At 64.1% G+C, this 13,045-nt stretch carries 10 protein-coding genes; 5 read left to right on the top strand and 5 right to left on the bottom strand.

The window, feature by feature from the left end; genetic code table 11:
- Positions 1 to 256 precede the first annotated feature (256 nt).
- Positions 257 to 562, top strand: a complete 306-nt coding sequence (locus tag C9I57_RS07020; protein WP_107149914.1) for a putative quinol monooxygenase — start codon at positions 257 to 259, stop codon at positions 560 to 562.
- A 111-nt stretch (positions 563 to 673) separates the two neighbouring features.
- Here C9I57_RS07020 and C9I57_RS32660 read toward each other — a convergent pair whose 3' ends face one another.
- Entirely contained in the window at positions 674 to 850 is a 177-nt protein-coding gene (locus C9I57_RS32660) for a hypothetical protein (protein ID WP_181321752.1), read from the bottom strand.
- 562 nt (positions 851 to 1,412) lie between these two features.
- Between C9I57_RS32660 and C9I57_RS07015 the strand changes: the two genes are divergently transcribed.
- The 4 genes from C9I57_RS07015 to C9I57_RS07000 all read left to right on the top strand — a co-directional run bounded on the left by C9I57_RS07015 (position 1,413) and on the right by C9I57_RS07000 (position 7,595).
- Positions 1,413 to 1,715, top strand: coding sequence for a hypothetical protein (locus C9I57_RS07015; protein ID WP_107149913.1), 303 nt, complete (start codon positions 1,413 to 1,415; stop codon positions 1,713 to 1,715).
- Positions 1,716 to 1,945: 230 nt separating this feature from the next.
- Positions 1,946 to 4,588 carry a type VI secretion system ATPase TssH gene (tssH, locus tag C9I57_RS07010; protein WP_181321751.1) on the top strand — a complete coding sequence of 881 codons (2,643 nt, stop codon included), beginning with the start codon at positions 1,946 to 1,948 and terminating at the stop codon, positions 4,586 to 4,588.
- Positions 4,589 to 4,772: 184 nt separating this feature from the next.
- Positions 4,773 to 6,080: a solute carrier family 23 protein gene (locus C9I57_RS07005; RefSeq protein WP_107149912.1), complete on the top strand. Its 1,308-nt coding sequence runs from the start codon at positions 4,773 to 4,775 to the stop codon at positions 6,078 to 6,080.
- A gap of 249 nt (positions 6,081 to 6,329) precedes the next feature.
- Complete coding sequence (locus C9I57_RS07000; RefSeq protein WP_107149911.1) at positions 6,330 to 7,595, top strand: sensor domain-containing phosphodiesterase; 1,266 nt, start codon at positions 6,330 to 6,332, stop codon at positions 7,593 to 7,595.
- Positions 7,596 to 7,599: 4 nt separating this feature from the next.
- On the opposite strand, the gene C9I57_RS06995 is transcribed toward C9I57_RS07000, so the two are convergent.
- The 4 genes from C9I57_RS06995 to C9I57_RS06980 all read right to left on the bottom strand — a co-directional run bounded on the left by C9I57_RS06995 (position 7,600) and on the right by C9I57_RS06980 (position 13,025).
- On the bottom strand, positions 7,600 to 7,890 hold the full coding sequence (locus C9I57_RS06995; RefSeq protein WP_107149910.1) for a type II toxin-antitoxin system RelE family toxin: 291 nt from the start codon (positions 7,888 to 7,890) through the stop codon (positions 7,600 to 7,602).
- Positions 7,877 to 8,119, bottom strand: coding sequence for a type II toxin-antitoxin system Phd/YefM family antitoxin (locus C9I57_RS06990; protein WP_107149909.1), 243 nt, complete (start codon positions 8,117 to 8,119; stop codon positions 7,877 to 7,879). Before C9I57_RS06990 ends, C9I57_RS06995 begins: the two co-directional genes overlap by 14 nt.
- 176 nt (positions 8,120 to 8,295) lie before the next feature.
- Positions 8,296 to 11,913, bottom strand: coding sequence for an indolepyruvate ferredoxin oxidoreductase family protein (locus C9I57_RS06985; protein ID WP_107149908.1), 3,618 nt, complete (start codon positions 11,911 to 11,913; stop codon positions 8,296 to 8,298).
- Positions 11,914 to 11,999: 86 nt separating this feature from the next.
- Complete coding sequence (locus C9I57_RS06980; protein WP_107149907.1) at positions 12,000 to 13,025, bottom strand: ion channel; 1,026 nt, start codon at positions 13,023 to 13,025, stop codon at positions 12,000 to 12,002.
- Between the last annotated feature and the right edge of the window lie 20 nt (positions 13,026 to 13,045).

Raw genomic sequence — 13,045 nt, 5'->3', positions numbered from 1 at the left:
GTGAAAAAAGTGAATTCCTCCCCGCCACAATGAAGAATCGTCGGGCGGGAAACGATTACGAATCGTTACGACTACTCCAACGTTGCGAGTCGTCCGAGCGTGGCGGCTCGACTGATGGGCTTGGGGGGCGCTCGCGCGGCGGCGGGCGGCGCGCGGTTTTCGGTGGCAGAATCGCTAGCTCGCACTCGATGATACGCGTTCCCCGACTACCGTTGTTCCCGAAGCGATGTCTTCTTCCAGGAAAGGAGGAGTTGGAATGAGCACCTACGTAATCGCCACGATCGTTCCGAAGGCCGAGCATGCCGCGGACCTCGAAGCTGCGCTGCGGCAAATGGTACCCGTGACGCGCAAAGAGCCCGGCAACCGTCGGTATGACCTCTTTCGCGAGACGCGCGAGGGCAAAGGGCCGGCCTTGCATCTTTACGAGATCTACGTCGACCGGGCCGCGTTCGACGCGCATCTCGCGAGCGCGCACTTTCAGGCGTTGAAGGCGAAGATGGGAGACTGGATCGCTGAGCCGCCGCAGATCAGAGTCGTGGAGGAGATCGACGTAGCGTCGTAGGCGGCGGTTCGGCAAGCCCCTTTCTATTTGCTTTCGCCTTACTTTCCCTCAGGCGAAACTGTCAGCGCATCGCGGGACCGAGGCCGCCTGCCGATGCGCCGACGCATCGGGTTATCTTCCGTGCCAGCCGCCCCCGAAGCCCACGCCTACCGAAACGCTCGGCGCGTAGTAAGCGGGTGCGGCGTAATAGCCGTATGCCGGATAGGCAGGCGCATATCCGTACGGGGGAGCGACGACACAGCCGGCTAGGCCGCCGGCCAGGGCAATGACTGCGAGCAGCCTGATCACGATTTTTCTCTCCGTCGTCGAATCGCCAACGTCAAAAAAGCGCCCCCCTTGCGCGTTGCGAGGAGGGCCGAGCTGAAGTGGGTAAGAAAGGCCTCACCATGGAGGCAAGCCCAGTGTAGGTGCGCCGATCGCGGTTTCGATTGCGACGGCGTTAACACGTGTTACGCCATGTGACCGCGACCCATAGGGCTTACATATCGTTGCAGAAGGATCGACGAGACCATCGGCTCGAAAGGGAAACCGTGGGCATGTCTGACGACGATGAGGTGAGCGACGAATGGCGGACAATCCAGCCGGCCTCTTAGAGGCGAAAATGTAACGGCCGCTGACAGGCGTCGCCGCCTGCATTGCGGGCGCGATTCGGCCCCTCATCCCCGCGCCGGCGCGTTAGTGGCGTCGCAGGCTTTGGCCGCCCGTGCCTGCATCCGATGAAATGAGCGCTTACAAGTCGGCACATGTTCGCGCCTCGGTCCTCGATACATTGGTTCTCAGGCGGAGGCGGGAACGTCTACCACGATCGGTCCTGCCGCCATCGAATCCGAACCGAATGTAGGAGGTAGGTATGAAGGCCCGTTCGATTTTTGCTCGTACGGCTCTCGCGGTCGTGCTGGTCGGCGGTTCGTTTGTCGCCGCGGAAGCGGCATCGGCACAAGAGGGCCCGCAGCGCGCGCCATTTGGCGAGGCGCATCTGATGCCGGTGGACGTCGACGTCAGCATCGGCATGCACGGCGATCGTTATTGGGATGGTCATCGCTACTGGGAGCATGACGAGTGGATGCACCGTCACCCGCACGATCGCGATCCTTGGCATCACGATGACGATCGCCGTCCGCGTCCTCGCGAAGACGAGCCGCATCGTTATTGACCCTATCGCCACCTGCCGTCGCCTTCACCGTTCGACCTTCGCGCCCGGTGATCGACGGCGTGGCCCAAAGCCGGCTGCCGCAACAGGCAGCCGGTTTTTTTCTGGCCGGCTCGATTTTTCGTAGAATTCGCCTTTGCGATGGCGGCATGACATTGCACGGCGCGCTGAGAGACGCGCCGCCGCACCGATGCGGGCAACGAACGAAGACTCGAACAAAGGAGAGCATGGCCATGCTGTTAGTCGACATGAAGCCGTTGGTGGACCGCCTCAATGACTATTGCAGGCAAGCGCTGGCGGATAGCGCCGGGCTCTGCGTATCTCAAGGGCATTACGAAGTCACGGTCGAACACTTGCTGCTCGAGCTGCTCGAAGAGGACCTGGCGGACATCCCCCTTCTGCTGCGTCAGCATGGCATCGACGCCGCCGCGCTGAAGCGCTCGCTTACGCGGGCCACGGAAGACTTCCGGACCGGCAATGCGGGTCGTCCCGTGTTTTCCCCTTTGCTGCTGGAACTGCTGCAGGATGCGTGGCTTATTGGCTCCGTCGATCTCGCCGAGACGCGTGTACGGTCGGGGGCCATCCTCGTTGCGCTGATTGCGCGGGCCACGTTTCTTGCGGCCGGAAGCTACGCGGACATGCTGCGACGCCTGAATCGCGACGCCGTGCTCCAAAGCTTCGGTCCGGTCTGCGCCACCTCACTCGAAACGGCGACGAGCGCCGATGAGCCGGCTCAGGCAGCGGGGGGACGGCCAAGCGCAAGCGCGGGCGGCGAGGGCAGCGCTATCGCCAAGTACTGCGAGAACTTCACGGAGAAGGCTCGAGCAGGCCAGATCGACCCCGTCTTCGGCCGCGACCCCGAGATTCGGCAGATGGTCGATATCCTCGCTCGCCGACGCAAGAACAACCCGATTTGCGTGGGCGACCCCGGCGTCGGCAAGACGGCGGTGGTGGAGGGCCTCGCGTTGCGCGTCGTCGAAGGCGATGTCCCCGAGTCGCTGCGCGGTGTGACGCTTTTGGGGCTCGATATGGGCCTCCTGCAGGCGGGCGCGAGCGTCAAGGGCGAGTTCGAAAATCGCTTGAAGCGGATCATCAACGAGATCAAGGCGTCCACGAAGCCGATCATCCTCTTCATCGACGAAGCGCATACGCTGATCGGAGCGGGAGGGCAGGCCGGCTCGTCCGATGCGGCCAATCTATTGAAGCCCGCGCTCGCGCGCGGCGAGCTGCGCACGATCGCCGCGACGACGTGGTCCGAATACAAGAAGTACTTCGAGAAGGATGCGGCGCTCGCGCGGCGCTTTCAGCTGGTCAAGCTCGACGAGCCCGACGTTCGCACCGCGGTGCTGATCCTGCGCGGACTGAAGGAGCGCTACGAAGCGGTGCATCGCGTCGTCATGCGCGACGACGCGATCGTCGCCGCGGCCGAATTGTCGAGCCGCTATATCACGGGCCGACAGTTGCCGGACAAGGCGATCGATCTGCTCGATACCGCGTGCGCGCGCGTCAAAGTGTTGCAAAGCGCAAAGCCCGACGTGCTCGAAGATACGGAGCGCGCGATCCAGGCGCTCATGCGCGAGCGGGCCGGGCTCGAACGCGATCGCGACAATCTGCAAGCCGTCGACGAGAGCCGACTCGACGAGATCGCCGCCGAATTGGCCGAGCTGCACACAACCAAGGAATCGTTGTCCGCGCGCTGGCTTGCGCAGAAATCGGCGGCTCAGGCGTTGCTCGCGGCACGCGCGGCGTTGGCCGAGGCGCGCGCCGCGGCCAAATCGGAATCCGAGCTCGGAAGGCTGCGCCAGGCCGTGGCCGACGCGCAGGCGGCACTCGGCGACGCTCAGGGCGACGCGCCGCTGGTGCGTGTCGATGTCGATCCGGACGTCGTGGCCAAGGTCGTCAGCGATTGGACCGGCATTCCGCTCGGCAAACTCCAGCGCGATCAGGCCCAGGTGATTCTGCACATGGCCGAGACGCTCAAGCGGCGCGTGCGCGGACAAGACCATGCGATGGATCAGATCGCGGAGATCCTGAAGGCATCGGCCGCCGGCCTGAAGGACCCGCAGCAGCCGATGGGCGTGTTCCTGCTCGTGGGACCGTCGGGTGTCGGCAAGACCGAAACGGCGCTGACCGTCGCCGATATGCTCTTCGGCGACGAGAAATCGACGATCACCGTCAACATGAGCGAGTTTCAAGAACGTCATAACGTCAGCCGCCTGATCGGATCGCCGCCCGGTTACGTCGGTTATGGCGAAGGCGGCTTGCTGACCGAAGCGGTGCGACAGCGGCCGTACTCCGTCGTGCTGCTCGATGAAGTCGAAAAGGCCCACCTCGACGTCATGAACCTCTTCTATCAAGTATTCGACAAGGGCGTGTTGTCGGACGGCGAGGGGAAGACCATCGACTTCTCCAACACCGTCATCTTTCTCACATCCAACCTGGCGACCGACGTCATCACGGATTCGACGGCGAACGGCGCGCGGCCCGATGCGCAGACGCTTATGGCTGCGGTGCGGCCCATCCTGTCGGCTCACTTCAGGCCCGCGCTGCTGGCGCGGATGACCGTCATCCCGTTCCATGCGTTGGCGGCCGACGCATTGGCGGCAATCGTGCGGCTCAAGCTCGACAAGCTTGCACAGCGTCTCGCGCGCAACAACAAGCTGCGGCTCGTCTATTCAGACTCGGTCGTCGATACGATCGCGGCGCGTTGCACGGAAGTCGAAACAGGTGCGCGCAACATCGATTTCATTTTGCGAGGGACGGTGATGCCGATGCTCTCGCAAGCGATCCTCGCGCGGATGGGCGACGCAGCCGATGGTGACACCGTCTCGCTCGACATCGACGCGAGCGGTGCGTTCGTTGTTTCGTTCTACTAATCGTACCGCGCACGTCTGAGCTGGGGTCGCCCCGAGTCCACGCACGCGCCGCTCGGGACGCAATTCTGATCTCTTGCCAGCGCCAGTTGCCCTCCGTACACTCGCGCGTTGACCGCTGCGCCGCACCGTCGCGGCGCATCTCCACGATAAGAAGGCAACACGTCGACAAAGGAGCGCAACGAGCATGGCCGATTCCTATTTCCCACGCTGGCGCCTCGCGCCCGGCGCCATCGAGGGCCGTGTCGTCGGCCCTGACGAACGTCTCGCCTGGCCGCAGACGGTCGCGATGGGCATTCAGCACGTCGTGGCCATGTTCGGTTCGACGGTGCTCGCGCCGTTGCTGATGGGATTCGATCCGAATCTCTGTATCTTCATGTCGGGCATCGGCACGCTGCTCTTTTTCTTGCTCGTCGGCGGGCGCGTGCCGAGCTATCTGGGCTCGAGCTTTTCGTTCATCGGTCTCGTCATTGCCGTCACGGCCTATAGCGGGCATGGCCCGAATCCCAACGTCGCGGTCGCGCTCGGCGGCATCATCAGCTGCGGAATCGTCTACGCGATCATCGGACTCATCGTCGCGGCGGTCGGCACACGCTGGATCGAGACGTTGATGCCGCCCGTCGTTACGGGCTCGGTCGTCGCGGTGATCGGCCTCAATCTGGCGCCGATTGCCGTCAAGGGCGTCAGCACGTCGACATTCGATGCATGGATGGCGCTCGTGACCGTGCTTTGCGTCGGCACCGTCGCCGTCTTCGCGCGCGGCATGGTTCAACGTCTGCTGATTCTCGTGGGGCTCCTTATCGCTTACGCGATTTATGCGATCGTTGCGAACGGAATGGGCCTCGGCCGGCCGATCGACTTTTCGATCGTCGCCAACGCAGCATGGTTCGGACTGCCGAATTTCCGCTCGCCCGTCTTCGATCCTCATGCGATGACCCTGCTGGCCCCCGTCGCGGTGATCCTCGTCGCCGAAAACCTCGGTCATATCAAGGCGGTCAGCGCCATGACAGGGCAAAACCTCGATCGCTTCATCGGCCGCGCGTTCGTCGGCGATGGTCTCGCGACGATCGTCTCGGGCTTCGCCGGCGGCACGGGCGTCACCACCTACGCCGAAAACATCGGCGTGATGGCGGTGACCAAGATTTATTCGACGTTGGTGTTCGTCGTCGCCGCGGTGATCGCGATCGTGCTCGGCTTCTCGCCGAAGTTCGGCGCGCTGATCGAGACGATTCCAGGGCCCGTGCTGGGCGGCGTATCGATCGTCGTCTTCGGCCTCATCGCCGTGACGGGCGCGAGGATCTGGGTCACGAACGGTGTCGACTTTTCCGACAATCGAAATCTGATCGTCGCGGCGGTCACGCTCGTTCTTGGTGCGGGCGATTTCTCGTTGAAGTTCGGCGGGTTTTCGCTCGGCGGGATTGGAACCGCGACGTTCGGTGCGATTTTGCTCTACGCCTTCTTGCGCCGCGAAGCGGTGCGTGGGCCGGTACTATAGGCGTGCGCGGAAACGGTGCATCCGAGAACGAAGCGGCGCGCACCGCACTGGTGCGAAGCGGTACGATCGCCGGTGCATCGCGCTTGGTCCCGACACGCGAGGAGGGCGCGGACAGGGCGTTCGCGTGGGGGTTGCACGGAGCTTGCTTAGACGGCCTCAACGATCAAACGAGAGTCCGAGGAGCAGTCGTTGATTTCCCCCCTTCAAGATGGAATACGCAGTGATCGACCGATCGCCATACCGACCTCGATGCAAGACGCAGCGGTCGCACCGCCCGCCGGGTTCGAGCAAGATGTCGTTTCGGGACTGAGGCGTTACGCGCTACGTCACCACGAGCTGACGCTCACGAGCGTCTTTCAGCCTGTTTTCAGCCTCGCGCATATGCGGGCCGTCGGCTATGAAGGCTTGCTGCGGGCGCATGACGCGTTCGATTGCCCCGTCCCGCCGCTCGACGTTTTCGGCGATGCGGCGCGGCGCGGGGAACTCCTTCACGTCGATCGCCTCGCGCTGACGCTCCATCTCGAGAACTTCAAAATGCTCGGCGCCGAGCGCGAGTGGCTATTTCTCAACGTGCATGCGGGCGCGTTGACGGACTCGTATCATGCCGCCGCGTTCGCGGCGAGCCTCTCGCGACTCGATTTGCCGCCGCGCCGGATCGTGCTCGAAATGCAGGAGGCGCGCATCCATGACCTCGATCGGATCGCCGACGAGGTGCGGATCTTTCGCGACCAGGGGTTCCTGATTGCACTCGACGATTTCGGCGCGGGCGACTCGAATCTCGAGCGCATCTGGCAGCTCGACCCCGACATCGTCAAGATCGACAGGATGATGCTGTCCCATGCGGCGCATCGCACACAGGCCGCGGCCATCCTGCCCGGTTTCGTCTCCTTGTTGCACGAGGCCGGCAAGCTGGTCCTCATCGAAGGCGTCGAGACGGAGCATGAGGCGCAGCTTGCTTTTGCCTGCGATGCGGACTTCGTACAGGGTTTCCATTTCGGACGCCCGGGCCCGGGACCGGCCGATAGCGGCTACGCGGCCGCGCGCATCGGCGAGCTGGCCGAGCATCATCGCTCGGAGAGCGAGGCGCGCGAGCGGCGCAATGCGGCGCGCCTCGCGCCGTATATCCGCGCGCTCATGCGAGCCGGGGAACGACTGGCCGCGGGCGAGCCGCTCGAAGAGGTCTGCTGGAACTTCCTGGCACTCGATCATGCGGCGCGCTGCTTTCTGCTCGACGCGCAGGGACGGCAGGCGGGCCGTAACATCGTGCTGCGCGCCGATCGGCCCGGCAACGAGGCGCGTTTCATGCCCGTGGCCGACGCGCAGGGCGCCAATTGGGTGCGCCGGCCGTATTTTCGGACGGCAATGGAAGCGCCCGAGCGCGTGCAAGTGACGAAGCCCTATTTGTCGATCAACGAGGCGCTGCCTTGCGTCACGTTATCGTTGGCGATACGCGTCGGCGAGCAGCTTCGTGTGCTGTGCGGCGACGTCGACTGGATCGAAGCCGCCGAGGCGTGAAGACTCAATGAATTCGCACGAGCGCGGCGCGATAAGCGACGCTGCGCTCGCGCTTGCCGACGGCAACGACGACGACGGTGACGCCGCCGTCGTCCACCTGGTAAACGAGCCGATAGCCCAGCGCTGCCAGCTTGATCTTGTAGCAGTGCGGCATGCCGCAAAGGCGTGCCGATTCGATCCTGGGATTCGCCAGCCGCTCGGCAAGCTTGTTCTTGAACTGATCGCGAACAGTCTTGTCGAGACGATGCCACTCCTTTAACGCTGACGGCAGAAATTTCAGTTCAAAGATCTTCAAACTTGACGCTCACCGGTGTCTCGCCGCTGCGCGCCTTGATGATTTCCGCCAGTTCGAGGTCTTCCAGCCGCTCGCAAATCGCCTCCCAAGCGCTGGCCGGAACGAGATAAGCGACCGGCTTGTTGCGGTTGAGAATGGCGACCGGGCCGTGGGCATGTTCGATGGCTGCTGTCGGGTTGAGCTTCAATTCGCTGATTCCGATCGAGGCGCGGGCAAGAATGCTTTCCATTGTTCATTTCATCGGGGCTGGTTGCGGCGCCCCGATGCCTACGGTGACGAGTATGGGCATCCCAGGTCTTTCCGCCAATTAGACCGATCGGCTAACGAGCAGAAGATGGCCTGGAGGGTGAGCTGATATTAGGTCGTTTCACAGGTCTCGTCAATGGTCGATTGCTTGGCCGGCTTCTATTTCGCCGCGACGACTGGAATGCCCCGCAGCGTCCCGACGCCTTTCGCTTGATCGAGCGCTTGCTGCACAGCGGTGCTCGTGGCCGCCTCGAGCGACAACTGCGCGGCCAGCGCGCGCTCGGTACGCTTGACGGCCGCGAGGTTCGCCAGTTTGACGTGACCATAGCCGCGCACCCGCGCAGGCAACTGCGCAAGTTGCACGACCGTCTCGGCGTTCGACGGAGTAAGCGCGTCGAATGCTCGCGCCATCGTCAGCTCGTAGTCATTTGCAAGCGCGCGCTCCATCCTGCGTTCCAGCGTGCGCCCGAACGGATCGAGCGCTGTTGCGCGCAACGTGCGGCACCTCGCCAGCAGCCCGAGCGCGGGCCACAGCCATTGCCCAAATGTCATCTTGCGCGGAATGCCGCCGGGCCCGGGTTTCGCAAGCGCGGGCGGGGCGAGGTTGAACTTCACGCGAAAGTCTTTGCCGGCCGTGCCTTCGAATTGCGTCTCGAGTGCCGCGCGGAATGCGGAGGAGGTGTGCAGACGCGCCACCTCGTACTCGTCCTTGACCGCGAGCAGTCGATAGAACGTCGTCGCGACAGCGGCGGCAAGTCGGTCGCCGTCCGCTGTCGAGACCCGTTTGCCGGCAAGGCGGGCCGCTGCGACGAGCGCGCGATAGCGTTCGAGGTAACGTCGGCCGCCGTAGGCGGCGAGCCGTGCTTCGCGGTCCGCCACGAGCGCGCCGAAGTCAGTGCTCGCCGTCGAGCCGTCCGCGGCCGGCGCCGAGGCCGCTCGGATGCCGCCATGCCGCTCGGCCCACAGCGCGTCGAGTGCGCGCGGATCGCTCGCCGCGAGGCGGCCGATCGAGAACGCGAGCTTGTTCGTCGCCACGGCCACGCCGTTGAGCTCGATCGCGCGCGAGAGCGCTGCCAGCGACACGGGAACGAGACCCAATTGCCACGCGAAGCCGAGCATCAGAATGTTCGCGCCGATCGTATCGCCGAGGAACTTCGACGCGAGCGACTGTGCGTCGCAGCTCGACAAGAATTCGGCGCCGGCCGCATGGCGCATTTTGTCGATGAGCGCATCGGCATGCAGGTTCGCGTCCGGGTTCCGCACGAACGTTGCGTTCGGAATCGCGTGCGTATTGACGACGATTCGCGAGCGACCATGACGCACGGTCTGCAACGCGTCCGCGCTCGCTCCGACGACCATGTCGCAGGCAAGCAGCAGGTCGGCTTGCTGCGTATCGATGCGGACCTGGTTCAGCCACTCGTCGCGGGCGGCGAAACGCACGAACGACAGCACCGAGCCGCCTTTTTGCGCGAAGCCCATGAAGTCGAGCACGGAAGCGCTCTTGCCTTCGAGATGGGCGGCCATGCTGATCAGCGCACCCACCGTCACCACGCCCGTGCCGCCGACACCCGTCACGAGAATGTCGTAGGGCGCGGCGTCGAGTGAGATCGCCGGCAACGGCAGTGCCTCGACGCGCGCATCGAGGGCGGCTTCGTCGAATGCCGCGCCCGCCGCCTTTTTCAGCTTGCCGCCTTCGATCGTCACGAAGCTAGGGCAAAAGCCGTTCACGCACGAGAAATCCTTGTTGCACGATGACTGATCGATACGGCGCTTGCGTCCGAGCGGCGTTTCCACGGGTTCGACCGAGAGGCAATTCGACTGCACTCCGCAGTCGCCGCAGCCTTCGCAGACTTCCTCGTTGATGAAAAGACGCTTGTCCGGATCGGGGAACTGCCCCTTCTTGCGGCGGCGACGTTTTTCGGCCGCGCACGTCTGATCGTAGATCAGCACGCTCACGCCCTCTACCTCGCGCAACTCGCGCTGCACGGCATCGAGCTCGCTGCGATCGTGGAACGTCGTCCCCTTCGGAAAGAGTCCGTGATGGCCGTCGTACTTCTCGGGCTCGTCGGACACCACGACGAAGCGCGAGACCCCTTCGGCTTCGACCTGGCGGGCGATTTGCGGCACGGAGATGCTGCCGTCGACGGGTTGTCCGCCCGTCATCGCAACCGCATCGTTGTAGAGAATCTTGTAGGTGACGTTGGTGCGCGCCGCAACGGCCTGGCGGATCGCGAGAATGCCCGAGTGAAAGTACGTTCCGTCGCCGAGGTTCTGAAAAACGTGGCGTGTCTTCGTGAACATCGAGTGCGATACCCAGTCGACGCCTTCGCCGCCCATCTGGATGAGCCCGGTCGTGCCGCGATCCATCCACGAGGCCATGAAGTGGCAGCCGATGCCGGCCTGCGCGATCGAGCCTTCGGGCACCTTCGTCGAGGTGTTGTGCGGGCAGCCCGAGCAAAAATAGGGCGTGCGCTTCACCGCGTCGGCCTCGTTCGAGAGGATTTCCGGCGCGACGAGCTCGACGACACGCTCGCGCCTGTCGAGCGAGGGCTTATGCCGTGCGAGCCATTCGGCGAATACGGGTAGTACGCGCGAAGGGCGCAACTCACCGAGCGCGGAGAGAAGCGGGGCGCCGCTCGCATCGTGCTTGCCAATGATGCGCGGGCGCGAGCCGGCGATACGGTTATAGAGATGATCCTTAATCTGTTGCTCGACGACGGGGCCTTTCTCTTCGATCACGAGCACTTCGTCGAGGCCCTCGACGAACGCATCCAAACGCGTCGTTTCGAGCGGAAACGACAGTCCGACCTTGTAGATTCGCACTCCCGCGGCATCGAGGTCGGCAACGGAAACGTCGAGCCGGCGCAACGCTTCCATGAGGTCCAGGTGCGCCTTGCCGCACGTGACGATGCCGACGTTCGCCTGCGGGCTCGCCGCAATCCATTTATCGATGGAATTGGCGCGCGCGAAGGCGCGCACGGCATTGAGCTTGGCCGCAAGGCGCGCCTCGATCGTGAGGCTCGGCAAGTCGGGCCAGCGGTTGTGCAGGCCGCCGGCAAACGGGGCCAACTCGACGGGCGCGGTCCACTGCGTCGTCAATGCATCGAGGTCGACCGTCGAACCCGATTCGACCGTCTCCGAAATCGCCTTGAACCCGACCCAGGCACCCGAGAACCGCGAGAGCGCGTAACCGTAAGCGCCGAACTCGAGCATCTCGGCGACGTTTGCCGGATTCACGACCGGCATCTGCCAGGCGATCATTGCGAAGTCGCTTTGATGCGGCATCGACGAAGAGACACACCCGTGATCGTCGCCCGCCACGACGAGCACGCCGCCGTGCGGGGACGACCCGTAGGCATTGCCGTGCTTGAGCGCGTCGCCCGCGCGGTCGACTCCCGGCCCTTTCCCGTACCACATCGCGAACACGCCGTCGACGGTGCGCGCTTCATCGGCCTCGACGCGCTGCGTGCCGAGCACCGCGGTGCCGCCGAGCTCTTCGTTGATCGCGGGCAGAAAGCGGATGTCGTGCGCCTCCAGCAGCTTCTTCGCTTTCCAGAGTTGCTGGTCGACCATGCCGAGCGGGGAGCCGCGGTAGCCGCTCACGAAGCCGGCCGTATTCACGCCGCGCGCGCGGTCGAGCCGCCGCTGCGTCAGCAGGATGCGCACGAGCGCCTGAGTGCCCGTCAGAAAGATGCGTCCGCGGGTGGCGGCCAGATTATCGGTGAGCTGGTAGTCCGAAAGGGCGGGTATGCCGTCAATCGGAAGGCGGGCTGTCATGGCGGGGTCTCCTTATCTCGTGCGCTTGCGGATCTCGCGAACGCCGGCAACCTCCATTTTTTCCCGCCAATAGCGGAGATTTTTTGCTATATCGACTGCTTGTCCGTCGCGTCGTGGTGCTTTGTACGCGATTCGAGGTCTTGCGGAGAGAGATTTTCCTCGTCGGCCGTAAGCGCGACGACGTCGTGGAAGTGCTCGTAGTCGATATGCCGCACGCCATCTTCGTCGTCATAGAGCAGATCGACGAACCGATGCCGCCAGCGAATCTCTTCGTGCGACCACGTGTAGCGCGCTTCCATGAGCTGTGTCGTCGTTTCGTCCGCCCCTTCGAGATAGATCATCAGTGAAGCTTTGCTCGCGGCGAGGCTCGCCGGCGTTTCGCCATGGAGGGGGCTCGTTTCGTCGATGACATGCATGAGATTCCATCCGAGCAGGAAGATCGGGTGCCGATCGCGCACGAGTGTGAGGTCGGTGATGCGCCAGAGCGAATAGCCCTCCGGCGTCGATTCGCGGCGCATGAGCCGCAGCTTCGCCTCGGCTTCGACGATCACGTTCTGGCGCGCGTTCGCGGCGCGTACCATGAGCGTCGAGCGGCCGTCGAGGGGACGCACGATGGCGTAGCGCGAAAAAATGATGCGCGCGCGCGGACGCGAGAATCGCACGAAGATGAGGCCGGTCGCCAGAGCGATGCTCGACATGCCTATGAAGATTTCGAGCGTGGCGACGATATGCGCGTAGACGGTCTGCGGATGCATGTCGCCGTAGCCGACGGTCGCCAGTGTCGCGACGCTGAAGAAGAACGCGCCGAGAAAGCCGGGCGGCGATTGATTGGCGATCGATGTCGATCCGCAGAGATAAAGCACCGCGAAGCCGGTGTTCAGCAGCAGAAAAAGCGCGGCGAGCGCGCCGAAGAAGTGAGGCCAGCTCGCCGTCAGCGCCCGGTGGTAGACATCGAGGAAGAGCGGCTGCGGCATGTTGTGCGTCACGACGTTGCCGGTCTGCGTACGCACCGTGCGGCTCGTGCGTGGGCGCCGCCGCTCGCCGCGCGCACGGCTCATCTTCGCACCCGGTTGGGCGTCTCGTTCAATTTGCTGTCCCGTACTCGATCGCATGGCGCACGCCCAGGGTTCGG

The organism is Trinickia symbiotica (assembly GCF_003028655.1).
Lineage (GTDB): Bacteria > Pseudomonadota > Gammaproteobacteria > Burkholderiales > Burkholderiaceae > Trinickia > Trinickia symbiotica_A.
This window is presented reverse-complemented; position numbering and strand designations above follow the sequence as displayed.